Annotated in this window: 19 protein-coding genes; 7 read left to right on the top strand and 12 right to left on the bottom strand. The window is 54.0% G+C overall.

The window, feature by feature from the left end:
* The first annotated feature begins 55 nt into the window (after positions 1 to 55).
* The 6 genes from cysK (at position 56) to ACOYW0_RS19565 (ending at position 5686) form a co-directional block, all read left to right on the top strand.
* On the top strand, positions 56 to 997 hold the full coding sequence (cysK, locus tag ACOYW0_RS19540) for a cysteine synthase A (protein WP_482415458.1): 942 nt from the start codon (positions 56 to 58) through the stop codon (positions 995 to 997).
* Between the two features lie 333 nt (positions 998 to 1330).
* Positions 1331 to 1873 (top strand): transcription termination/antitermination NusG family protein, encoded by a 543-nt coding sequence (locus tag ACOYW0_RS19545; protein WP_482415459.1) that lies wholly within the window; start codon positions 1331 to 1333, stop codon positions 1871 to 1873.
* A 269-nt stretch (positions 1874 to 2142) separates the two neighbouring features.
* Complete coding sequence (locus ACOYW0_RS19550) at positions 2143 to 2739, top strand: 4'-phosphopantetheinyl transferase family protein (protein WP_482418847.1); 597 nt, start codon at positions 2143 to 2145, stop codon at positions 2737 to 2739.
* Between the two features lie 251 nt (positions 2740 to 2990).
* Positions 2991 to 3971, top strand: a complete 981-nt coding sequence (locus ACOYW0_RS19555) for a methyltransferase (RefSeq protein WP_482418848.1) — start codon at positions 2991 to 2993, stop codon at positions 3969 to 3971.
* A 153-nt stretch (positions 3972 to 4124) separates the two neighbouring features.
* Positions 4125 to 5042, top strand: coding sequence for a helix-turn-helix transcriptional regulator (locus ACOYW0_RS19560; protein WP_482415460.1), 918 nt, complete (start codon positions 4125 to 4127; stop codon positions 5040 to 5042).
* Positions 5043 to 5374: 332 nt separating this feature from the next.
* Positions 5375 to 5686, top strand: a complete 312-nt coding sequence (locus ACOYW0_RS19565; RefSeq protein ID WP_482415461.1) for a hypothetical protein — start codon at positions 5375 to 5377, stop codon at positions 5684 to 5686.
* A 117-nt stretch (positions 5687 to 5803) separates the two neighbouring features.
* Here the strand turns inward: ACOYW0_RS19565 and ACOYW0_RS19570 are convergent, their stop codons facing one another.
* The 12 genes from ACOYW0_RS19570 to ACOYW0_RS19625 form a co-directional block, all read right to left on the bottom strand.
* Positions 5804 to 6799: a hypothetical protein gene (locus ACOYW0_RS19570; protein ID WP_482415462.1), complete on the bottom strand. Its 996-nt coding sequence runs from the start codon at positions 6797 to 6799 to the stop codon at positions 5804 to 5806.
* A 189-nt stretch (positions 6800 to 6988) separates the two neighbouring features.
* Positions 6989 to 7117 (bottom strand): 4Fe-4S binding protein, encoded by a 129-nt coding sequence (locus ACOYW0_RS19575; RefSeq protein WP_482415463.1) that lies wholly within the window; start codon positions 7115 to 7117, stop codon positions 6989 to 6991.
* The gene (locus ACOYW0_RS19580; RefSeq protein ID WP_482415464.1) at positions 7080 to 7313 is read right to left on the bottom strand and encodes a 4Fe-4S binding protein; all 234 of its coding nucleotides are present in this window, start codon (positions 7311 to 7313) and stop codon (positions 7080 to 7082) included. Before ACOYW0_RS19580 ends, ACOYW0_RS19575 begins: the two co-directional genes overlap by 38 nt.
* Before the next feature lie 643 nt (positions 7314 to 7956).
* Positions 7957 to 8238, bottom strand: coding sequence for a hypothetical protein (locus ACOYW0_RS19585; RefSeq protein ID WP_482415465.1), 282 nt, complete (start codon positions 8236 to 8238; stop codon positions 7957 to 7959).
* Positions 8239 to 8853: 615 nt separating this feature from the next.
* Positions 8854 to 9825: a hypothetical protein gene (locus ACOYW0_RS19590; RefSeq protein ID WP_482415466.1), complete on the bottom strand. Its 972-nt coding sequence runs from the start codon at positions 9823 to 9825 to the stop codon at positions 8854 to 8856.
* Between the two features lie 271 nt (positions 9826 to 10096).
* Positions 10097 to 10903: a class I SAM-dependent methyltransferase gene (locus tag ACOYW0_RS19595; RefSeq protein ID WP_482415467.1), complete on the bottom strand. Its 807-nt coding sequence runs from the start codon at positions 10901 to 10903 to the stop codon at positions 10097 to 10099.
* Positions 10904 to 11332: 429 nt separating this feature from the next.
* Positions 11333 to 12196: a DUF362 domain-containing protein gene (locus ACOYW0_RS19600; RefSeq protein ID WP_482415468.1), complete on the bottom strand. Its 864-nt coding sequence runs from the start codon at positions 12194 to 12196 to the stop codon at positions 11333 to 11335.
* 58 nt (positions 12197 to 12254) lie between these two features.
* On the bottom strand, positions 12255 to 13838 hold the full coding sequence (locus ACOYW0_RS19605; protein ID WP_482415469.1) for an ABC transporter ATP-binding protein: 1584 nt from the start codon (positions 13836 to 13838) through the stop codon (positions 12255 to 12257).
* The gene (locus tag ACOYW0_RS19610; RefSeq protein ID WP_482415470.1) at positions 13835 to 14869 is read right to left on the bottom strand and encodes an ABC transporter permease; all 1035 of its coding nucleotides are present in this window, start codon (positions 14867 to 14869) and stop codon (positions 13835 to 13837) included. Before ACOYW0_RS19610 ends, ACOYW0_RS19605 begins: the two co-directional genes overlap by 4 nt.
* A gap of 262 nt (positions 14870 to 15131) precedes the next feature.
* The gene (locus ACOYW0_RS19615; protein WP_482415471.1) at positions 15132 to 16235 is read right to left on the bottom strand and encodes a microcin C ABC transporter permease YejB; all 1104 of its coding nucleotides are present in this window, start codon (positions 16233 to 16235) and stop codon (positions 15132 to 15134) included.
* Between the two features lie 259 nt (positions 16236 to 16494).
* On the bottom strand, positions 16495 to 18333 hold the full coding sequence (locus ACOYW0_RS19620) for an extracellular solute-binding protein (RefSeq protein ID WP_482415472.1): 1839 nt from the start codon (positions 18331 to 18333) through the stop codon (positions 16495 to 16497).
* The gene (locus tag ACOYW0_RS19625; RefSeq protein WP_482415473.1) at positions 18330 to 21215 is read right to left on the bottom strand and encodes a M16 family metallopeptidase; all 2886 of its coding nucleotides are present in this window, start codon (positions 21213 to 21215) and stop codon (positions 18330 to 18332) included. Before ACOYW0_RS19625 ends, ACOYW0_RS19620 begins: the two co-directional genes overlap by 4 nt.
* Positions 21216 to 21790: 575 nt before the next feature.
* On the opposite strand from ACOYW0_RS19625, the gene ACOYW0_RS19630 reads away from it, so the two are divergent.
* Positions 21791 to 24856 carry a hypothetical protein gene (locus ACOYW0_RS19630; protein WP_482415474.1) on the top strand — a complete coding sequence of 1022 codons (3066 nt, stop codon included), beginning with the start codon at positions 21791 to 21793 and terminating at the stop codon, positions 24854 to 24856.
* Positions 24857 to 24866: the final 10 nt, after the last annotated feature.

Consider the following 24866-nt stretch of genomic DNA (forward strand, 5'->3'; position numbering starts at 1 on the left):
GCCGTCACGGCTGAAACATGAACGTATGATTCGTATCTAAATGGAGGTTCATCACATGATTTCAAAAGGTATTTTAGAACAGATAGGGTCTACTCCAATGCTTCACATCGGCCTTGGGGAAAGCGATAGCATGAATATCTATGCCAAGGCTGAGTACCTGAATCCCGGCGGTTCAATCAAAGACAGGGTCGCTCTTTTTATTATAGAAGAAGCTGAAAAAAGAGGAGAGTTGAAAAAAGGTATGGTCATAACGGAAGCCACCAGTGGGAACACGGGGATTGCCGTTGCCTTGGTTGGTTCGGTCAAAGGGTATGCTGTTAAAATTATCATGCCGGAAAATATGAGTGATGAGAGGAAAAAGATGATCAGGGCTCTCAATGCGGAGCTTATTTTGACAGCTTCGGAAAAAAACGTCCCGGGAGCTGTCTCGATGCTGAATGATATCAAACTGAAAAGTGATAATATTTATGTCCCTGATCAGTTCGAAAATCATGACAACAGCAAGGCGCACTATCTTTCCACTGGCCCGGAAATATGGGCCGCCATGAACGGGCAGGTGGACGTATTCGTTTCGGGGCTCGGAAGCGGAGGAACGCTTATGGGAACAGGCAGATACCTTAAAGAGAAAAATCCTGACATTAAAATCGTTGCGGTTGAGCCTAAGAATGTTTCAGCCCTTTTGGGGCATGAACCGGGGCTTCACAGGATAGAAGGGATAGGCGACGGATTTGTCCCTTCCATTGTGGACACGAATCTCATCGATGCAGTTATCGAAGTTGATGATGATGATGCCGTTGACATGACACGACGTCTTGCAAGTGAAAAAGGCTTTCTTGTCGGGATTTCCTCCGGCGCCAACATGTGTGCGGCGCTGAAAATGAGGCGGCTGTTTGGACAGGGTAAAAAAATTGCTACCATTTTCCCGGATGGTGCGGAACGATATTTCAGCACTGGGCTTTTTGTAGATCAGCGTCGCTCTTTTTCTGTTGCCATATAAACACCTGCCGCTATGAATCAGGTCGACATTGATGCGATCCGAATAGCTTTCGGGTTTTTTCTATAACGGTTTTTGATAGAATATCCTGAAACGTCTTTTTAGTGCTCCGAGTGGGTGAAATATGCGTTCCTGCGCCTGTTGGTCTTGTTGCGGGTTAAAAAGTTTGTTAAAGCAAAAAAAAATAAGTTTTGGCGTAGCAAGTAGGCTTGGCTGGGCATGTCGCCTCGAGGTGGCTGTTGCGCCCATAGTGGCCAGGTGTCGATTAGATATTCGACCATGCTTAACGACTTTTTTCTTCACTGACAAGGCAAGGCGAACTCTTCCGGGGAAACAATGAATCAAGCCCATGAATCCAGTAACTGGTATGTATTGCACACAATGGCTGGCCGCGAACAAACCGTTGCCCTTAAGTTAAATCAGTTCTTGAGTCAGGATGTGACTTTTTACCTTCCAAGGAAAGAAGTGATTCATACCTTCAAGGGCCAGGAAAAACGGGTGCACATGGCCCTTTTCCCGGGGTACCTGTTTGTTCAGAACGATATTGAAATACTTGCTCACCACCTGGCACAAAAGGAGTGGGTCGGGACGGCCGCCCCTCTTAAATTCCATGATCGGTTTGTCAGTGTTTTTCCCCATGAGATGGAGTACCTTTTTTCCATGGCTGGGCCGGATGGGGTGATCCCTGTCTCAAAGGGGGTGTGTCAGGGTGGGCGGGTTAAAATTGTCCATGGGCCACTCAAGGAACGCGAGGGGGATATCTTATTTGTCAATTGGAGAAAAAAAAAAGCCCGGGTGCGCGTGAGCTTGGTGAGCCGTTGCGTTGACGTGACCCTCGGGCTTGAGCTGGTCCGTGAGTCGCAGGGTGTTGAGGCATAAGGTTTAGCGCTGGGGATCGATTTGAGCGACCTTTAAGCTTGCAATACACCGATTCATAATCGTGTTTACCTTGCGGACGAGTGAATCGATACCGTGAAGGAGCCCATTTAATGATCGTGACGTCTGCATTTCACCCGCCTCCTTTAACCCTTGTGACACACACTCTCACCTCTGATCTTTGCAAATCGTTTTGCCCTCCTCCTCTAAAAAAGCATCAGGTACACCTGTGGGTGGCGTCACTGCCATTTCTTTTTCCCTTGATTCCACAGATGCTTCAATTCCTGTCCCGTCGGGACCACCAAAAAGCCCAGCATTTTTTTCGTGATGAGGATCAGCGGCGTGCCCTTGTTTCACGGGGTGTGCTTCGTTGTCTTTTGGGTGGCTATCTCGGTTCAAGCCCTCGGCAACTCCTCCTGGCGGAGGGCCCATACGGAAAGCCCGGGCTTCGCATGGCGGAGGGGGGCGCCTGTCTTTCCTTTAACGTCTCGCATAGCAGCGATCTGCTCCTTTTTGCCTTTTCGCGTTACTCCTGCGTGGGGGCAGACGTGGAGCGTGTCAGGTTGATGGATGATGCTCTGTCCGTGGCGGATGCTTTTTTTCACCCGGTGGAATCTGCATGGCTTCGCAGGGTTCACCGCAGAGAGCGATTGGCGGCTTTTTTTGATCTTTGGACGAGAAAAGAGGCGTACGTAAAGGCTACGGGTGAGGGGCTGAGCTGCTCGTTGGAGTCCTTTTCTGTTGGAGAGGGGACAGATGCGGACGGGTATTTTCGGGTGAGTCTTCCCGACCGGGGGGACGGGGTGTGGGCGACTGGTTTGTCATTTGCCCCTGTGCAGGGCTACTCAGCTGCCGTTGTGGCTTTTTGATAAACGTGTCGGACTGGAACAGGGGCCCCGGCCTTTCTGCTGTAGTAAGGTAAGGCGCCTGGCAGTTGGGGTAGGGATTATGGATGGAGCCTGATGTAAAAAAAAAGTTTGGCATGCCTAAAATAGCTTGACATGCCTTCCTTTTCTTCTTAGCATGATCGCCAAAAGGGGGATGATACCTCTGACTTAATAATAAGGAACAATAGATGAAACTCCCAAAGCTTACCGCTGATTTTAAAGATACTTTCAATATGCTGTTCACCGCCCATATGCCCCAGATTATTCAAACGGCCGTTGGATTAGGCGTTTTTGACGCCTTGGAGAGTGGCTCCATGGACACCCATGGCCTTTCCGGGGCTCTTGGGACCGATGCGGGCATGACCCAGGCCCTTCTTGAGATTCTTCGCGAAGGAGGATACCTTTCCGGAGAGGATGGGACGTATGCCCTGAACTCGGTGTCCCGTGAATTTTTCGTCTCATCTTCCCCGGCATTTCAAGGAAAGGTGCTGACAGCCATGGGAAACATGTCCAATCTCTTGAACAACGCCCAACAGATCATGACCGAAGGTGGCGCTGCCCATGATGACAGAGCGTGGGCGAACGGAGAGATGATGGATACCATGCTCCAAGGGGGCCGGGGTGGGAAAATTCAGAGCGCGACGTCGTTCATCGCATCGCTGCCAGAATTTACTTCCATGCGTCGCATGTGCGACATCGCCGGAAGTTTCGGCTATTTTTCCATGGGGATCCTGGACCGGAACCCGGACCTTTCGGCGGTTGTGTATGACTTGCCCGAGGTGGCGGAGGCTGCGGGGCCGTATATCGCGAAAGCGGGTTATGAAGGGCGCCTCGAAGCGCGGGGCGTGGACCTTGAGTCCGGTGAGGACTTCGGGACGGGGTATGACCTGGTGTTTGTCTCCAACTACCTCTACGAGTGGAGCCGCGACCATCGCATCGTTGATTTCCTGAAGCAGGTTCGTGCTGCCTTGAACCCCGGAGGGGTGTTCGTCTCCAGGCACATGACCCTGGACGTCAAGGGAGAGGACCTCAAGAGCCAGCTGATCATGGAATTCATGACCCGCCTGGGCGGATATCCCACCCATGCCATCTCCGAAGCTCGGTTAACCGATGCGCTGAAGCAGGCAGGATTCTGTGACGTAACCGTGAGACAACCCGAAGACGGGTCGTATGACAACACTCTGGATATCGCCGCTCGCGTGGCCGTTTCCTAATCGACACATTTCCACAGAACCCACGTGGTGTTGACGGGATTACCAATGGAACGAGAGATGCTACAGCAGAGATCGAAAGATGGCACAGCTTTTCTTTTCAGTGATTACAGAAAGACGTCGGAGGCTTCACCCTATGGGGAGATTGCCAGTTCCATGGCCGGGCTTTCGGAAGAGTATGCCAGTTACGAGGTGATCCCTATTCGCCGCGGGCTCCATGTTACCGTGAGCCGGTTCAGTGCCCGCAGGCCGCTGGTCCTTGATTTTGAAATTGCAGGGGCTCCCATCGACTTTGAGTACTGGCTCAGCGGTGCGGGGCAGTGCCGGATGCTGGGCATGAACCCGGTGCCCTCGGTGTTTCGAAGCAGCGCCGGCGCTGCAAACGCCAGCTATGCCCCGAATACCTCAGGACGCTGCGAGGCGGTGGGCGATACGGATATCTGTATTGTGGGGCTCTCTGTGGACCCGTCCCTTCTCTACTCCCTGGTGGGGGAAGATGCGTCCTGCCTGCCGCCTCGGCTTCGTCCCATCGCTGAAGGAGAGGGGAGGGACAAGGACAAGTTTACCGTCACCGGAAGCCTCCCTCCCGCCATGCAAGCCTCCTGCCATCAGATACTCTCCTGTCCCTTTGACGGTGAGTGTCGGGAGCTTTTCCTCGAGAGCAAAGCCCTTGAGCTTCTCTGCCTCCAGGTGAATGCCCTGGCGCCAGCCCACAGAGAGATAGGCCGGCCTTTTACCCCACAGGAAACCGACAGGATCCATTCCGCAAAGGATTCCCTTGTGGCGGACCTGAAAAATCCCCCCTCCATTGCCACGTTGGCCCGTCAGACGGGCATCAACGAAACAAAGCTCAAAGAAGGCTTCCGTCGCGTCTACGGAACCACTGTTTTTGGTTATTTGAGACGTCACAAAATGGAGGTGGCTCGCGCCTTTCTGGAGGCGGGGGCGAAAAACGTCAGTGAAGCTGCCTACGACGTGGGGTATGTCAATGTAAGCCATTTTATCTGTGCCTACCGGAAAGCCTTCGGCGTGAACCCTGGTGAGGTTGCCCGGCAGTGTCGTGCTGCTTTTTAAATGCAGAGCAACTGGGTTCATCCGGGGTAACTCAATGACGTGTGCAGTGCTTTATAACCAAGGTGTTGATAAAACACCGGACTGAGCCCCAATCTAAGGCTATTAAGCGGATGGTGCATCGTCATGGGGCTCTTTTCTTTTTTCTGTTTTTTTGACCCATGACCAACATTAAGGCAGGCTATTTGGGTAATATTTTTTAGGCTCGACTAAAATTGTTGCCTATGATTAAAAAAATGATTAGGGTGAATATGGTGCGGTTGTGCCTTGAAATGATGAGATTTAATTTTTACCTGCCCGTCAGGTCTAACCTTTAATCTAAAGGAGAGAAACACATGGAACCCAACCGATTCGGAACGAGCCGCGAGATGGTCATCGATGAAATCGAGGTGCACGGTATGAGGCAGGTAATGGCCATTGACGAAAAAGGCCTCTACCTCACAACCCCGGATAAGGTGGGCCGCAACCTGGCCGACGTCAACCGCTACGGGGGGCAGCGAAAGCAGTGTATCGAAACCCTGGAGTCCCTGGGGTACGACACCGAAAAGATCCGTAACGAGAACCACCATATCGTGGCGGCCCTTGCGTCAAACGGCCCCGTTGAAAAGAAACTTAACCCCATCAAGGCCTCTAAGCGCGGGGAGTGATGTCTCCCTCAATGTGTTTGGCGATTACGGCCCCGGTATTTCGGGGCCATTCGCCAGTGCTTGCCAGTTTTGGCCGACGTATTTGCAGACGTGGCTGCAAGTTTACTGTGTGCGGATTCAGGGTTCTCTTGTTTCAACTCTATCGGCAATGTAGCGAACAAGTGCGCTAACGTCGGGATGTGTTTCTGATTTTGCTCTGGCCATTTCAAGGTGACTTTCGTTGAGCACAAACCCCTCTTTTTCAAGGGCCTGGATGTAGCTCACAGGTTGCGAGGCTTCCACGGCAATATCCATCATGGTTTGGTCGAATATGCGGATTTCAGTGAGATCGGATGTGTGGGCTTTTAAAAAGTCAAGGGAACCGAGAGAACCGTATTTGGCAGCATCGTAGTAGTTTCTCTCTTTGATGGTGAACCCCGTGTCTAACAAGTAGTTTAACGTGTCTGGCTCTGCCTTCGTCGTGGTGATGGCCCAGTCCAGGGCATCTCTGCCGCGTAGAGTTTGATGGCTGATGATATCCAAATCTTCGAGCCTTTTCAGCATGTCGATATCGCCATACAGGACCCCATCAAAGAAAAGATTTTCTTCCCTTGCGTTCGTTTTGGTGATGGGAGCCCCAAGTTCAATGATCCAGTCCAAGGTTTCCACCGATCCGGACATGACAGCGGCTGAAAGAATATTCGGATGGCGCGTAACGTCCACTAAGCCCGCATCAACCAGCCGTTTCGCATCAGTTAGATTACGTCGTACGATGCTGTGGAATAAAGTCACATGGTTTCGTGTGTTTAATGGTCGGTTGATATCAATGTTATGTTTCAGGATATAGGCGATCAATGCGTCGATGTCTTCAGTGTTGTAAATATCGAATAACTGACGTGTGACCTTCCTTGGCAAAGACGTGGAAGAAGCAGGCACAAGGTCCGAAGGCACGACCTCTGTGCCGGTTTTTGGAGAGCTTTTTGCCGGTGAGGTAGTGACGTGATTTGTTTGGGGTTTTTTCGAATAGGGAGGAGGGATCATGTCCGTCTTTTGTTTATGGCTTTCTTGCCTGTTTATTTGGATAGGAGCAGAGGCATGAGGCTGAGTATTCTCAAACCGTGTTGGGATCACCATATAGGTCACTATTGATAGTAATATACAGAGGCTGCATACGATTACTTTTTTTTTGTTAAGCATAAGCATTGTTGCCGTTTTTAAATGGTTCTGCGGTTTTTGGGGCGTATCCATGGGGCAAAGTCGGTGTGGCTATTACAATTTTAGGTGATAGTTGGTTTTTGATACTGTTTTTGAAAGGGGGCGCTACTATCTTTCAATGATAGCATCTGTGGGGCATACTTTTACACATTCACCACAACAAATACATTGGTCTGGATCTATGACCGCACATTCACTATCAGTTCCACTGATAAATAGCAGACACGGGACATTCATCCTCACAGGCTCGGCAGTTTATGCATTTATCACAGTCAATCATGTAGCAAGACTCTTCCCACCAATTTCGTGAGGTTGTTTTATTCATGACAGCTATTGGTTCTGCTTCAAGGCTCTTTTTTAAAGGTGATAGGAGGGTTGGGTAGGTTGAGAGTGTCGAAATGAATAAATATTTGATGAATTTGCGGCGATCCATGTTTCTCCCTTCTATGTAGGAAATTTCATTAGGCTTGCTAAATAAAATTTGTTTCAGCGAAGATATATTTAAAAGCAAGCCTGAGGTCAAGTTTTTTTATCTTGTTGTTTGGTTAGTAGTAATTCTGTGGGGGCATTGGGCTGTATGGCGGTTTGCTGTGGCCTGTTTTATCAGTTCTTATTGTTGGTTGGGGGCAGCGTTTAAATCCACAGTTCGATATCTCTAATCATAGGAGGGTCGACATAGCCAGGTGTGGTTTATTCGGCAAGCGGCTCGGGGCCTCTCCGGGCATGAAGAGGGGTTGAGGTTCGGGGAACGCTTCAAGACTACGCAGTCCTTGTTCTCAAGGGGCTGCACCCGTCGGTTGTAATCCGCAAGGGGACCTGGTAATCCCTTTCCCTATGGAGGATGAGAAGGGGGAGGGTCATTTTTGCAGGCCGGTAGCTTTTGAGATCGAGCCAGTAAGAGGCAGGCCGTCCCATGGGAAGTCGTTGAGCTGACGTGCCTGTTATGAGCGAGGCACTTTGCCGAAATGTTTTCGGCTTAGAGCAGGCCAGTGGGCTCCATACCTATAAGGGGTCTGCGGGCAGGAACCGCAGATCCACGATGGTTCCCTTTTTATCCGTACTGAGCTTAAAGCCTATCACCTGTTTTTCAAAATGGCAGCGAAGTGTCGCAACCGTATGAGAAGCATTTGTTTCGTGTTTGCTTTTAATTGTTTTTCCCAATGGCCCACCCTGGGAGAGAATGGATAGCCAGGCTGCTTTAAATCTTTCAGGAAGGCCTGCCTCAACTCATCGGAAAACGATGCCTCCAACTTTGTATACGCCTCTTCCAACAGGCACCCGAGGGCTTCCTCTGCAGCTTGAAATGGGTGCTGATCTGCCGCGGATGTTTTTTCACCGGCCACCCCTGTCGTTGTCATGCATATCGCCATGGCCGTTAGTGTGGGTATCATTCGCATGTGTCGATTCTTCATAACGGTGAAGTAACTACTCAGCTGCTCCCGGCAGGACCGCCGGCGGCTTTTATTCTGAACGTTTTTTATTAAATGTCCGGGATAGAGAGCAGAAACGCAAGCGCCTGTGTCGTCGATAAATCAGGATACCGGCGTGCCGGGACGGGCAGAGACTGAAGACGATGTGCTGGCCCATACGATCCCGCAGATGGAGGTTAGTTCTGCCACTTTGTTTTCCGGTATGATGACAAAACTGAACGATTCTGTAGGCTGTGTCCTTCTGGTTCGCGTTTCATAGACTTCATTTGGAGGTAACGATGAGTGGGGGCCATTCTCCCTCAGTTTTCGAAAAGGAGGTGGGCTTCCACGCAAAGTGGCGCAGGGAACAGATGCACTGGGGAACAGCTCAGTACTGTTGGAAAAGATCAAGCTCGCACAGGAGCTGGACTGTCAGAGTCTTCAATTGAGGTGGGACGTGACTATCTCTGGCCTTACAAAAAAAGGCCCCGAAATTCGGGGCCTTTTTTTGTGGCTACATGGATGATTTATTTTATCGTGAAGGGGTGGGTAGGGGTGTGCCCGTTATCCTTCGCACTGTTTTTCAAGCTCATCGAACTTGTCGGGATCTGAAAAGGAGAGGTCCACAATGGCCTTGGGGATGGCGCTCTGCTCGCACATGGTGCGGATCTCTTTTTCCACGTCACTGAAGTACTGGATCTCACGGATGGCATAGATGTGTTCAGCCATCTGGTCCATGGGAATGTCTTCGAGGGCCGGGCCTTCTGCCTCGGCTTTTTTCTTGGCCGCGGCTTCTTCTGCCAGTCGCTGCTGCTCTTTCAGCTCTTCTTCCATGGCTTTTTTGGCTTTGTCGATGTCTGCCTGAGCGATCTGAGCGACCTCAATGATGAGTTCTTCCGGGATATCATTGCTGAAAAGGAATTTTACCTTTTCATGGTCGGGCTTGCCTTCGACGGTTTCAAGCAGAGACAGTACATTGTTTCTTGCCGCAATTTCTGCGGCGATATCCGCATGTACCTGATCCAGTTTTTCCTGGGGGATACCCATGCGCTCCAAGATCACCGGGCTTTCCACGGCCTCTTCAATCAAGAGTCGAATGCCCAGGTCGCCGTCCAGGCCCTTGGCTTTCTGGACAAGCAGATCCAGCTTGGCCTCTTCAAACATTTGGAGCAGGGCGTCTCGCCTGTCCGTTTTCTGGATCCTTTCCCAGGTTTTTCCCAGGTTATCCGTGACCCTGTAGGATGCATGGCAGGGGTTGGCAAGGTCTTCAAGGGTCAGTTCGGAAAGTGCCTTGGTCAGGTCCTTGAGCATGGGCCTTCCAACCTTCAGCATGTCCTCCAACGCCCATCGCAGTGCCATCATTTTAATTCCGGATTTTGAAACCGCATACCCTTTACCGTCCAACTCCCCAACTATCTTCTGGACAGTTTTTTCCTTGTTCTCTTCGGTGATGTTCTGTCCCTCAAGGGCAAGCAGATTCTCTTCAATGGCCAACCAAAGGGGCGTCATTACAATCGTCTCTTCATTTGTTGTCATGTTTCTTTTCCTTTTTATCTGGGATGAATCCCCATGGTCCTGAAGTCATTAAAAGACACAACATGCTGCCGAATAAAACGCCGGAGGCGTGTCATGCGGGCTCTTGTTTGTGCCAAGCTAACATTATAGGTCCTTTCAAACAAGAGGATTGTATGATGTCATCATTGAAATGAATGATGACATTCAAAGGAACGTCCCTGCACGTTTGACAAAATGCTTCCTCCGTCTGAGGTTAAGGCGGATGATGAGCGGGTGCCGCGCTGTCGTGAACTCACAAGCTCACATGAACAATTTTCATGGCCTTTCTGAAAAACGGCAGCAGGGAGAGGCATCGGAACATTGGGGAGTGCCTGTTCCTGTGGCGGTCAAAGTAGTACCACTCTTTCACAAAACGCAGGCCCAGGCCCCAGGTCTCCAGCTCTTTTCCGGAGACAATGCCCCATTTGAAGGTTGCGTCGTAGTTTTTCACGTCCGGGTGCGTGTTTGATCTTCTGGCGATAAAGGGGGACATGGCCTCGAAAAGCATGGCGGCATTCGGCACATTTTTTTGGATGGCTTCAAAGAGGGGTTTGATTTCGTCTTCCGTGAAATACATGAGGAGGCCTTCGGCAATGAACAGGGTGGGCCGGTATTTGGGAATATCGTCCAGCCAGGAGATGTCCAGGACGGATGTGCCGATAAAGCGAAACCGGTCTGTCTCCTGGAAGAAACTGCGCCGGATGTCGATGACATCTTTCATATCCAGGTCAAACCAGGTTACGCGGCCGTTATCCAGGCGTAGGAAGCGGGTATCCAGCCCACACCCTAAGTTGACAACCACCGCCTCGGGGTTGGTATCGAGAAATCGGCGTGTCTGCTCGTCAAGGATTTCGGTGCGGATGGCCACCCCGGTCTGGGACATGTCCGACACCTCTTTTTCTCCCGAAAAGTCATGGCCGATTTGCTTCAGGATGTCACACGATAGGGGATCGTGAATGATTCCGTCCGGTCGCTGGGTTTCAAGATACCTTGCCCTTAAGGGGATCAGTAAGGTCTCCGAGACATTTTTCAGCTGCGGTTTTGAGAAAGGGGCGTTCATTGTGTCTCCCTGAACTGGCGTGGGGGTGTTTTGTGATGTGTGTTTTAATGAAATGCAATTTTTCTTGGAGTGGCATAATACTTTCAATAAGTCGTAAGTAGGGCTGATGTCAAGGGGGAATAGATAGAGCTGGAGGGTGAGTTTGTGCTTTTCGGAGCGATGCCCCTGCCATATGCCTGATGACAGGGCATAACGTTGTGGGGGATGAACATTTTGTTCGATTTACGCCATGAAGCAGAGGGCTTTAGATGGTAGTTTTTAACGTCTATACAAAAAGAGTGGAGAAAGATCTGTACGAGGGTGCTGCTTGGCAATCGAACATCGGTGTTCATTGGCCCCCTCCCTTATTGACCCGAGATGTGAGTGTTAAGGCGAGGGGGCGGGGTAAGACAAATGCCGCTCTAAATATCAAAAGCAGTAGGCTTTTTATTATCCTGGTACGATAGCTTCCATAGGGCAAATGAATACACATTCACCACAACCAGTACATGATTCTGAATCAATCTCGTAAATTGAATCACCTGGGAATATTGAACCAGTTGGGCAAACTGTTGTACATGCGTCGCAGCTAATGCAACGGTCTGTAATTACATATGAACGATGAGAATATTCTTTGACGCAATGACAGCCACTTGGGCCTGTAGTGCAGCAAGCATAGTATCCAGGGCCACATGACACTGAACATGCTAAGCCTGAACCAACAATGGAAACAGATAGGGAGCATGACTTAGCACCTTCTCCGCCGTCGTTGCATATCTTTTTACCATAAGATTTGTTGAAGTGTTTTGTATTAAGGTTGCTATTTGAGATGCTAAATAACAACTCGTGACCCTTTAGCTGATACTTATTAAAGCCGTTTACTATCTTGCCGTAGTCTCGTAATTTTGAAGTGTCATCAAGGAATAGGCCGATTACTATTTGTTCGTATTGTGAGATGATACTTCCTCCTCTGTCTGTGAAGGATAGGTAGGCATCTTCTATTGTTAAGTTTAGTTCTTGTGGTAGCCTTTTGTCTGAACGTAGTACTATCATTATGTCTTGTCTCTCGGAATCAGAAATGTTGATGTTTTCTGAATCAAGAAAGATATAAATGTCGTTCTCAATAGTTTCTATATCTATTTTGCCAAAATAATTTTTAATTTTGTCTATGGCTGCTGTGTCTTTCGTTTTATGCTTGCTTTTTGCTATTTCAGAAAAAGCTTTTGAAGGCAGTATGCTGCTTGCCAACAGTAGTGACGATTGCTTAAGCATGCTTCTTCTACTAATTAGAGTGCCTTTATTACCTTTTTTCATGAATAATTCTCCATTTTTCTATAAGTTCTTGGATTGACATATTAATATTGTGATATTTTCATGTGCTGAAATTTCCATTTTTATTGCTTAGAAGTATTCGTGTGTAGGGATGCTTAGGGGAGGCGAACATGGATCCTGCCGGACCGCATTCCACGAGTTTTCCCGCTTTCATCACCGCGATGTCGTGGCTGATGGCACGGATCACGTCCAGGTCGTGACTGATGAAGAGGTAAGAGAGGCCCAGTTTGGCCTGGAGCTCTTTTAATAAGGAGACGATCTGGAACTGGATGTTGCGGTCCAGGGACGAGGTGGGCTCGTCCAGAATCACCAGCTTGGGGGAGAGGGCAAGGGCCCTGGCAATGGCGATGCGCTGCTTCTGCCCTCCTGAGAATTGATGGGGGTACTTCTCCTTGTCTTGGGGGGCAAGGCCCACGTCGGTGAGGCATCGGTCTACCACTTTTTCGGTGTAGGGCCCCGGGTGGTTGAAGGCGCGCAGGCCTTCGCCCACAATATCGCCCACGGTCATCTTGGGGTTGAAGCTGCTGTGGGGATCCTGGAACACCACCTGGATGCTCCGGCGGAGCTGCCTTAAGGGTTCCCCGGTTAGTTCGGATAGGGGCTCTCCGTCAAAGCGCATGGCGCCGGTGGAGGGGATGAGACGCAGGAGGGCCCGGGCCAGGGTGCTTTTGCCGGATCCGCTTTCACCGACGATCCCTAAGGTGGTGCCCTCGGTGAGGGTAAGGGAGACACCGTCCACCGCTTTTAAAGGGGGCTCTTTTTTGAACCGGGACTGGCGGGCATAGGTGACGCCGATGCCTTCGAGTTCAAGGATTTTTTTCTTCTCCCGGGGCGCTTTGACGGGGCCCCCGTGGCTTTTGTTCAGGAGCATCCGGGTGTAGGCGGTTTTGGGGGCGTCAAAGAGTTCGCTTGTGGGGGCGCTCTCCACAATGCGCCCCTCTTTGGCCACCATCACCCGATCGGCATTGGACCGCACCACGGCCAGGTCGTGGGTAATAAGGAGGATGGCGGTGCCGTAACGGTCCCGAACCCCGGTGATGAGGGTGAGGATCTGTTCCTGAAGTGTTGCATCCAGGGCCGTGGTGGGTTCGTCGGCCACGATGAGCTTCGGGTTTCCCATGAGGGCCATGGCGATCATGATGCGTTGCTTTTCTCCGCCGGAGAAGGTGTGGGGCAGATGGCCGATGCGCTTCTCCGGGTGCCTGATCCCGGCATCGCCGAGAAGCTGCACCGCTTTTTTCATGGCTGTTTTTGTGTCCGTGCCTTCCACGATGCGGGCCCGCTCCGTCATCTGTCGGCCCACGGGGTGCAAGGGGTTCAGGGAGGTGCCCGGCTCCTGGAAGATGTAAGCGATCTCCCGGCCCCGGTAGCTGCGAAGCACCCGGTCTGATAGGCCGGTGAGCTCGGTGCCGTCAAAGGATACGGAGCCCCGGACCTGTGCCCCCAGGTGCTTCTGGAGCTGGACAACGGCATGGGAACACACCGATTTGCCGGAGCCGCTTTCCCCCACAAGGGCCACCACCTCGCCCTGGCCCACATCAAAGCTCATGTCGTGAACCGCGGGGCTCAAGCCCTGGCTGGTTCGAAAATCCACGGCCAGGTTCTGGATGGAGAGAAGTGTCATGGTGCCTCCTTTTGGATGTGCTTGGGGTCCATGGCGTTTCGGACGCCTTCTCCGATGAGGACCAGCAGGGTGAGCATGGACGCTACGATGGCAAAGGCCGAAAGGCCCAGCCAGGGGGCGTGGAGGTTTGATTTTCCTGCGGCGAGCAGCTCGCCCAGGGAGGGAGAGCCCGGCGGCATGCCGAACCCGAGGAAGTCCAGGGAGGTGAGGATGCCGATGGAGCCCGAGAGGATAAAGGGAAGAAAGGTCATGGCCGCCACCATGGCGTTGGGCAGGATGTGGCGGGTGATGATCTCCCGGTCCTTCACGCCCAGGGCCCGGGCCGCCTGCACATAGTCGAGCTGCCTCCCCTTGAGGAACTCGGCGCGGACCACGCCCACGAGGCGCATCCACCCGAAGAGGACCATCAGGGCCAGGAGCCACCAGAAGCCCGGGGTCATGAAGCTGTTCATGATGATGAGAAGGTAAAGCATGGGAATGCCCGACCAGATCTCCATGAGCCGCTGGCCCCACAGGTCCACCCGGCCCCCGTAATACCCCTGGATGGCCCCTGCGGCGATGCCCAGGGCCGAAGTGACAAAGGTGAAGGCAAACCCGAAGAGAACCGAGAGGCGAAACCCGTAGAGGATGCGTGCAAAAACGTCCCGGCCCAGATCATCGGTGCCCAGGGGGTTGGAAAGGGAAGGGGCCGTGGGTGGTGGCACGGGCAGGTCGTACCGAATGGTGTCGTAGCTGAAACGCACCGGCGGCCAGAGGATCCAGCCGTCCTCTTCGATGGCATGGATCAGGTAAGGGTCGGAATAACAGGCCTCGGACGGGAGAAACCCTCCGAAATCCCGGTCGCTGTAGGAGACCACCAGGGGGAAACAGTGCCTTCCTTTGTAATGAACGTAAAGGGGCGTGTCGTTGGCGATGAGCTCTGCTGCCAGGCTCATGGCAAAAAGAACGCCGAAGACCAGCAAGGAGATAAAGGCGCGCCGGTCTCTCCTGAAGACAGACAGGCGCTTGCGCGTAAGGGGCGATAATTTCATGATGCAGCGTGTATCCATGTGCATGGTTTGGGTGCATGGTTTGGGTGCACGGTTTGGGTCAACGGGTGGGCAAAAAGCTGCCTCCGGCGGCAAGGTGAGCCACCTTGAAAGCTGGTTACCTCAGCGATTTACCCTTCGTTCCTCAGGGAAAATCACTGAGGTGTTCGTGGATTGTCTCTTTGTTTCTAACGAGTAACTATTCAGCTTATGTTTGCCTCCGGCGGCCCTGCCGGAGGCAGGCTTTGAACATGGCAAGCTTTGATCAGTTCCCCGACGACCCGAAGGAGATCCTGGGGTCCACCAGGGTGTAGGTGAGGTCACTGACGATGCTCAAGGCCAGGCCCATGAGGGTGAAAATATAGAGGGTGGCGAACATCACGGGGTAGTCGCGCCCCATGGCCGCCTCAAAGCCCATGAGTCCCATGCCGTCCAGGGAGAAGATCACCTCGGTCATGAGGGAGCCTGTAAAGAACATGGAGATAAAGGCTGCGGGAAACCCTGAAATGACGATGAGCATGGCGTTTCGGAAGATGTGTCCGTAGAGGATGCGTTTTTCCGTGATGCCCTTGGCCCGTGCGGTGGTGACGTACTGGGCGCTGATCTCGTCCAAAAAGGCGTTTTTGGTGAGCATGGTCAGGGATGCAAAACCGCCGATGACCATGGTGGTGATGGGCAGCACCATGTGCCAGAGGTAGTCCAGGATCTTTCCCCAGGTGCTGAGCTGGCCAATGTTGTCCGAGACCAGGCCGCGCAGGGGAAACAGGGTCAGGTAGTTGCCCCCGGCCAGAAAGATGATGAGCACGATGGCAAAGAGGAACATGGGCACGGCATCCCCCACGATGACGGCAAGGGAACTCCAGAGATCGAACCGGCTGCCGTGGCGCACGGCCTTGGCGATTCCCAGGGGGATGGATATGAGGTAGATGAGCACCGTGCTCCAGACCCCTAAGGAGATGGAGACGGGCAGCTTCTCCTTGATGAGGTCCACCACGCGCTTGTCCCTGAAGAAACTCTCGCCGAAGTCAAAGCACGAAAAATCCCTCAACATAAGGAGGTAACGGGTGAAGACAGGTTTGTCGAAGTTGTAGAGGCGCTCAATCTCCCGGATCACCTCGGGCGGAATGCCGTCGGCCCCTTTATAGGGCGACGACGACTCCCCCAGGGCTTCGTCCGTGTCCGAAGGGCCGCTCGTCTCCTGGGTGCCCGTGGCCCGGTCCACGGCCGAGACCTCGGTGCCGCTGAGCCGGGCGATCATGGTCTCCACCGGCCCCCCCGGGGCCGCCTGGACCAGAAAAAAATTGATGGTGATGATGCCCAAAAGGGTGGGGAAGATCAGAAACACCCGTTTGGCGATGTACTCTTTCATAAGGACTCCGAAAAAAACATGCCTCCGGCGGCGAGGTGAGCCACCTCGAAAGCTGATTGCCATTGCGCTTTTCCCTTCGTTCCTCAGGGCAAAGCGCAATGGCCTTCGGCTCGGGCTGCGCCCGACATGAACGCTGATGGTTTATGCGGACTGGATCGCAAGCTTCGACGTTACAGGATACGTTGTCACCACTTGCCCAGTGTTGATTTAACCGCACGGCCCCCGGAGGCATTTTTAACTTGGCTGCAGGGGGCTTTTATTAGCTACGTGTTTTAGAGATCAGGCAGTCGGGCATGGCTGCGTCTTTTGCCGGGTCAATCCACCAGGCATTGATGCTCAGGCCGTGGGTGGGCAGTTTGTTGGGCCTGCCGAATCGGTCCCAGTAGGCGATGCGAAAGCGGTCGCTGTAGCCGTCGGGGATGATGTAGTACCCGTTGAGCAGGAGCCGGTCCAGGGCCCGGGTGCGTGCCACCAGGGATACGCGATCCGGGGCGGCGATGACTTTTTCCACCAGGGTATCCACGGCCGGGTCGGCGATGCCGCAGAGGTTGCGGCTCCCTTTGACACCTGCGGTTTCGCTGTGCCACATGCCCCGCTGTTCGTTGCCCGGGGAGAGGGACTGGCGGAACCGGGAAAAGATCATCATGTATTCTCTGTTTCGAACCTTTTGGGTGTAGTGGGTGGAGTCCACCAGGTGCAGGGTGAGCTCGATGCCAAGGCGCTCAAGGTTTTGCCTGAAGGGAAGGAATCTTTTCTGGGTGGCCTTGGAGCCCATGAGGATCTCCAGCTTCAATGGTTTGCCGTGTGGGTCCCGCATGGCCCCGTCCTTGAAGGCATACCCTGATTCGGCCAGGATAGCTGCTGCCTGGCGCAGCCGGTTGCGGTCCATGCCCGAGCCGTCTCCTTTGTAGAGGGAAAAGGGGGTGGTGAAGACCTCCGGGGGCACCAGGCCCCTGATGGATTCCAGGGGGTTCAGCTCTTGCCCGGTGGGCAGGCCGCTGCAGGCAAACTCCGAGTTGGAGAAGTAGCTGGTGTGGCGCTTGAGCTGGCCAAAGTAGATTTTGTTGTTGATCCAGTCAAAGTCAAAGGCCCGGGTGAGGGCCCGCCGGACGTTTCGGTCGTTCAAGGGGGGCACCTGGGTGTTCATGATGACCCCGCGCATGCCGGTGGGCATGCTGTGGGGGATCTCCTCTTTTTTGATCCAACCCGTCTCCACGTTTTTGCCGGTGTACCCGCGGTACCAGTTTTTTCCGGCGCTCTCCCCTTGAAGGTCGTAGTGGCCTGCCTTAAAGGCTTCGAAGGCCACGGTGCGGTCCTTAAAGTACTCAAACACCATGCGGTCGAAGTTGTAGCGCCCTTTGTTGACGGGCAGGTCTTTGCCCCAGTAGCCCGGAACGCGTTCGTAGCTGATGCGCTTGCCCGGTTCCACGGCCGAGATGCGATAGGGGCCGCTTCCCAACGGGGGGGCCAGGGTGCTTTTGGACAGGTCCCTGTGCTGCCAGTAGTGGGCGGGCAGTACCTTGAGCTGGCCTGCGATATAGGGGAGCTCTCGGTTGCGGTCCTCTTTTTTGAAGAAGAATTTGACGGCGTAAGGGCCCAGGGCCTCCACGCGGTCGATGCCTTTGAAGTAGTTTTTGTAAAAGGGGCTTTGCTCGGTGACAGCCGCAAAGCTGAAGCAGACATCCTCGGACGTCACCGGGTGCCCGTCGTGGAATGTCGCCTCATGTCTCAGGTGGAAGATGGCCCACGCGTTGTCGTCAGCCACGGTGAGTGTTTCGGCCAGCAGGCCGTAGGAGGTGGATGGTTCGTCCCTGGATGACTCCATGAGGGTGTCGTACAGGAAGGTGATGCCAGCGGCGCATCGTCCTTTGACGGCCACGTCGTTGATGTTGTCGAAGGTGCCCACCATGCCCCGACGGTAGGTGCCTCCCTTGGGGGCATCGGGGTTGGTGTAGTCAAAGTGGGTGAAGTGTTCCCCGTATTTCGGGGTGCCGATGAGGGCAATGGCGTGGCTTGTCTGCTCCCCGGCCGTGGCCGGCAGGGTGCTGGCCAGGAAGAGGAGAGCTGCCGCGCTAACATGTATCAGGCGGCGCTTCATAAAGCCTCCTCGGTGTCGGGGGCGTAGACGGTGATGAACCCTTTGATGCCGGTTAAGGTCTCTTTGGCCAGGGCGTTGAGGTCGTCAACGGTTGTGTTTTGAAGCATCTGTTTTCGGCTGAGCACCTCGCTCAAGTCCCAGTTGTGGTCCAGGGAGGTGGCGACGGTGTTGAGCCAGTAGCGGTCTTTTTTCTCCACCTGGACCAGGGTAGTGAGGCTCTGCTTGACGGCCAGCATCATTTCCTGCTGCGTGACCCCTTTTGTTCCCATGTCCCGGATCATGCTTTCGGTGAGGGGGATGAGTTCATCCACGCGGTGGGGATCGCAGGTAAAGGAGACGGATGCCTTGAAGAGGGGGGCGGGCTCGGCCTGGAGGCGAAGCCGCGCGGAGATGGAATAGACCCCTCCTTTTTCTTCCCGCACCGAGAGTCTGAGCCTTCGTGAGAGGATGCGCCGGAGGACGGAGAGCTGAACGCTTCGTTTGTGGGAAAAGGGCGCTTCGGATTCGTAAAAGGCGGAGACCGAGGCCCGGTCCGTAAGGTCTCCCTTGCCGGTGATGCGGATGCTTTCGGGACTGCCTACGGCTTTGAGCCGGAGGCCCCGGTCCACTTTGGTTTTTCGGTTTGCTGCGGCGGGCAGGTCGCCCAGGTAGCGCGCTGCCAGGGCGGCGATCTCCTCGGGGTTCACATCTCCCACTACGGTGAAGGTAAAGGCAGAAGGGGAGACGAAGAAACCTGTGTAATCGGCAAGGAGGGCTTTGGGGGTGAGCCCCTCCAGGTCCTCAATGGCAAGGGGCTGGTCCCGGAATTTGTCGTTGTGACGGGCCTTGGCAGCGTCTGCCGTAAAGCAGAATTTTTTGTCGTGGGTCCTGGCGTTGATGGCCTGGGTCGTCCGAGCTTTATGGATGGCCAGCGCCTTGGCTGAAACATTTGGGGCGGTGAAGTAGAGGCGAAGCATCTGAAAGAGGGTCTCGGCTTCTTTGGTGGCGCCTCCCCCTGTGAGAGAGGTGGTGTTGGCCTCGATGGAGGGGGAGATGTTGATGTTCCGGCCTGCGAGGAACCGGTTCAGCTCGGTTTGGGGGATGCCCGCAAACCCGCTTTGATTCACCAGGCCGGCGGCCATGCCCACGCGCTTGTAGTCGGCATCCGCCACGCCGGAGAGCCCCCCTGTGGCCGTGCCTCTGATCAGAAATTCACCGGGTGCGTTGGTCGTTGGCTTAATAACGAAACGGATCCCGTTGGAGAGGGTGACGGCCTGGCCGCCGATGACGGGCATTTTTTCGCTGACCACGACGTCTCCGCCTTTGGGGGGCGCAGCGACAAGGGCGGTGATGGCCGGTGCCAGGGTGTAGGGCGACAGGGCGTCCCCTTGGACCGTGGTGATCAGGTTCATGATCTCCTGTTTGGTAAGCGTTTCGGTCTTTCGTTTCTCAGGAAAGGTGAAGATAACCGAGCGGCTGTCGGAGGCAAGGAGCTTGTTGAAGGCCCGGTTGAGGTCGGCTGTGGTGATGGTGTCGGCCGCCTTCAGGTAGAGGGCCAGGTCCTGATCTGGGTCGGTGAGGGCCCCGCCGTGGATGTCGAATTCACAGATGGCTGTGGCATGGTCCGACGACTCCACGCGGCGATCGGGCCGGGCTGCCTCGGTGAGGGCTTTTTGAAAGGCAGTTTTCTGCTCTGCCAGCTCCTCGTCCAGGAAGCCAAAGCGTCGGACACGTTCCATTTCGGCGTAGAGACCGGAAAGGCCCTTGGAGACGCTTCCTTTGACGGGGCGAGCCATAAACCGTGCCGTGTGCAGCTCGCTCTGAATATCTGTTACGCGGGCGTAGGCGCGCAGCAGGGGCAGCTCTTGATCGGTGATTTTTTTCCGAACACGCCGGTTAAATGCGGCAAAGGCCAGCTGCTCGGTGAGGTCCCGCTTGAACCCTTCGACAGTGGTGGTGGGCTTGCGCAGGAAGAAGTGGTCAATAGCCACGGTTCCTGCGGTGAGTTCGGGGTCGGTGATGGTGGTGACGCGCAGGCCAGGGGTAAGGGGGACCTCCTTTGATGCGGCGGCACGGGCCTTGCGGGGTGCAATGCCGCCCATGGCCTTTTCAATGCGCTTCTGCATGTCGACTGCGTCGATATTGCCCACAACCACTACGGCCATGCGGTCCGGGGTGTAGTTGGCGTCGTAGTATCCTTTGAGCAAGGCGCGGTTGGCACCTTTAACCACAGGCATCAGGCCGATGGGATCACGCAAGGGGTAGCGGGACCCGGACAGGAGCACGGCCCGGCTTTTGTCGCCCACGCGCTTTCTTACCCCGTCTCTCATGCGCCACTCTTCGACAATCACACCCTTTTCTTTTTCGATTTCGCCCTCATCAAAGAGCAGGCCGTCTGCCCAGTCACCCAGGACCAGGAAGGCTTTGTCCAGGAGCTCGGGGCGGTCCAGTGGGATGCTGAGCTGGTAATTGGTGACGTCGGTGGCGGTGTAGGCGTTGGTGTGGGCTCCGAAGGTGAGGCCTGCCTCTTCCAGGAAAGCGATAAGCTCGTTGTGTTCAAAGTGACGGATCCCGTTGAAGGCCATGTGCTCCACGAAGTGGGCGAGGCCTCGCTCTTCTTCGGTTTCGTTAAGGGAGCCGGAGCGGACGTTGAGCCGCAGTTCCACTCGGTCCTTGGGGTAGGGGTTTTGCCGAATGTAATACCGGAGGCCGTTGGCAACCGTGCCGGTGATTACCTTCTCGCTCATGGGCAGGGGCACGGTTTCTTGATGGGCGGGTTTGAAGGGCCCGCAGCCTCCGCCCAAAACCAACAGGGCGATGAGAAAGAATAGAAAAGGGGCTTTGCGTCTCCCGCCGGGGGGCAGGGGGGCGCAGGGGCGTTCCGTTTTGGGGGTGCACTTCATGGGCCGTTTACTCCGTAAAAAGTGAATCGTAAGGGCTCGGAAAAAAACAGATCCCTGCCTGTTGTACCGATGTTTCCCGGTGTTGTTTGCAGGATCTTGTTTTGACTTCCGTTTTTTTTTAGGTAGTCCAAAATAAAGATTCTGACTACTGGGGTTTGCGCGGATTGTCAATAGATTTTAGTTTTATTGAATTTAGCTTGTTGGAATAATTTATAAATAAATATAGGTATATAGATTTTATTGGGTGTACCTAAAAAATGATTTATTTCCAAAAAATACTTGACATACATCCTGTTGGTTGTAGTAGTTCTTGTGCTTCTCTGAAAAGTTAGTCTTGCCGAACTTTGTCTCTCGGAAGCCCATGGCTTTACCGGGTGGATCGGGGCGTACGAACGTCTGTTATGAACCATGGCGTTTCCAGATAGTGAACCGTTTGCAACACAAAGGATGTATCGATGAAGTATGTGATGTGGATCAGGCTGCTCCTGGCAGCCGTGACGGCCTTGAGCCTGGCTGCCTGCGGCGGGTCAGGGGGGGGAGGCTCAGCCCCCGCACAAGGGATTACCCTTTCCGGCGTGGTGGAAGACGGCCCCGTTTCAAAAGCCACGGTCTATGCGTTGCACAGGGACGGAAGCGATGGACTTTACGGGCCCTGCGTCACCGATGAGCAGGGCCGCTTTACCGTGACCGTAGGCGCCGGTGTGGACCTTAAGTCGCTCATGCTTTTTGCCCGTGGCGGCAAGGATGGCACCACCGGGCCCGATGGCCTGAATTTCAGGGGGATGGTCATGATGGCTCCCCTTGAGATGTATGAAGGCAAGACACGGTCCGTTGTGGTGAGTCCGGTGACCACCCTGGTGGGCCTTGATGTGGCAAACGGGGCGTCCCTGAGCACCGCCCGCACTGCCGTTGCCAACATGCTCAAGGTCTCGGAAGACAAGCTGACCGCCCGGCCTTCGGTGGAAGGGGGCAATTTCCACGCCAAAACCATGATGCTCTCTTTGCTGGCAACGACAAGAAGGACCAAGGGGTGTAAGGGGAGCGCCTTTGAAGGGCTTACCTTTTCAGCGGACGGGCTCCCCGATACTTCAGAGCATCCCGAACTTGATGAGGCCGTCACTGCCATTAAGGAGGCCGTGGAAAAGGGCGAGGCCCCCGGTGAGGTGTTTGTAAGGCGGCGCCTTTTGGCTTGCCTGACAGAGGTTCTGGACGCCAACAGCCCCTCTTCATCCAAGGATGATCCTGTATTCAAAACCCGCGCGACCCGTCTCATCGGCGATATCCTGGCCGCGGCAGGCGGTCGCCCCATCCACCTTGAGAGCATGGCGCCGGAGCGTGTTGTCCGCTGGGTGCTCAGGACCTCCGGTATCGAGACCTACGATACCTTTCTGGGGGACACCTTTCCCGTCCTTATCGGGTGGGTCAGGGACAACACGGAGATCGCATCCATCATCACCCCGGTGGCGGCAAAGTACGATATCAAAGAGCGGTTGTTTGCCAGTGAAGTGCTGGGCGACGACAATGCCAAGCGCCTGGAGTACTACTTTAATTCCGATGCCTCTCATCTGTACAAGGCTGAAAAGCTCATTGAGACGGTGCGGGATGATACGGTCAATGATGCCATTTTACTGCGTAGTGCGACCGGGTTGGCACAGGCTGGGTATATTAATGAAGCGGTGATCGTTCTCGATACAAAGGTGTTCAGTACGTCTGATCGAATCAGTGGATTGGTTGAAGTCGGTAAAAAGGCGGAAGAGTACAGCAAACGCTCTGGCGCCGTGCCCCTTGAAGATGTGGTGAAGATTGCTGATAAGGCTGCGGTTTTGGCGAAAAAGAAAATCGAGGCAGTCGGAAAGGCTTTTTTTGATGCAAAGGATGCGGACAACCTTCAGGATATCGTATTTCTTTACAGTTCTATTGGCGAAACCAAAAAAGCCGAAGATCTTAATACTTATGCAAGGGAGTGCCTTGATGCCATGGCGACGAGTAATCCTGGGGCATTGACTCGGACGATCATTGCCTTGAGGAAAATGGCGTCGGAGTCCGTTGCCGCAGGAAATGAAGCCGCCGCCGCTGGTATTCCCGGAGTCATGTTTGAGTTGTCAAAAAGGATACCCGCCCGGGATGCCGATGATCCAGATGCTCCGAGAGTCAAGGATGACCCCAACATTGTAGACCATTATCAGAATCGTGTGTACTGCATGGTCCAAGCCGTGGATATCTACGGCAAGCTCTACGATGCGTTTGGAGGGGATACATACCATGAACAAGCCATGACAGCTTATTCCTCCATTCGAACCTTGAGGGATACCTATCCCTTTACCGAAGAGCGTTCCCGTGGCGTCATGGCAAGGCAATTGGTGCCTGTCCTTTTCCTGATGGGGGAAAACAAAGAGGCTCAACGCATTACGGACGGATTTAGTGATTTTGAAAAGAAATATATTTATGGGGCCCTTGCCACAAGTCAGGCAGTGAAGGATCGAGATATGGATGCCGCATACGCCACGGTAAATCTTATTGCGAACAAGTCCGTATCACTCCAGGTTGAGTCGCGCGTCAGTGCGTTGACCTATGATCAAGCCAATAGAAGTATGGGACGGATTGCCTCTCGTCTAATCGATTCGGGTCCAAGCCGTTACGTCGATGCCGTGGCGGCCCTTGAACGGGCAGAGGGGATTCTAAACGGCTTCACCACGGAAGACAGCGAAACAACATATAACGTGGTCGTGGAGCGGGGGTACTTGAAGCTGGCCTATCTTTACGGCCTGATGAACAAGTCCGAGCCGCGCAAGGCGCAAATTCAAAAAGCAGAAGACAGGGCCAAGGCCATGGCCGGTGGGGTGCACAAGCTGAAGTCTCTGTGGAAAACGGCCGCAGAATGGCAAGCCGCCGGCGACACCGCCAAGGTTTCCGCCTGCATGGATGCTGCCCGGCTGTATGTTGACGGGGCTTCCCGCTTATCGGCGGTGGACCGATTGGATATCGTAAAGCTCTACAAAGAATTGCTATCTGGGTATATGGCGCTGGACCTTCGGGACGCAATGGTGGAGACGGCAACACGGCTTGCGACCGAGAGTGTTCCTCTGTTCGATGAATCCTTGACCAAAGAGCAGTGGGAAGCACGGGGTGAGACGGCGCATGATGATGCGCTACGGGACCGGGGGACCTATCTTTACTATGCCGCCGAAGGTTTTATTCGGGCCGGACGAAATGCCGAGGCTGTGGCTGTATTGGACAAGGCCATTGCAAGCAAAGAGGCCTTTTACGATGACGATGAAGCCGTTGCTTTGTGCATCGGGAAATCGGGGCGTACCGTGAAAGGACTTGTGAAAATGTACACCTTGGCCGATGCCGAGGACAAGGCCCTCGCCATGACCCATGCATTGAAATTCACGGCGGAAATAAACAGGGGGCTGAAGTTGATGGCAAGTACCCTGGCCTTTCGAGATCGTTTTTCTGTGGAAAAGAAACCTGATTACTGGGTCGCCCAGGTCGATACCGACGGCGACGGCCAGCCCAACTTTTTCAGTCCGTTGGCGAGCCCTGACGATATTGCCAAATCGGGTCTGACCCTGGACCCGGACAGCGACGGGGACGGCATACCGGATACGACGGACACCCGCCCTCTGTTTGCCGACTGAACAACCGTTT

It is taken from the genome of Desulfoluna sp. HI9BLuna (genome assembly GCF_056829775.1).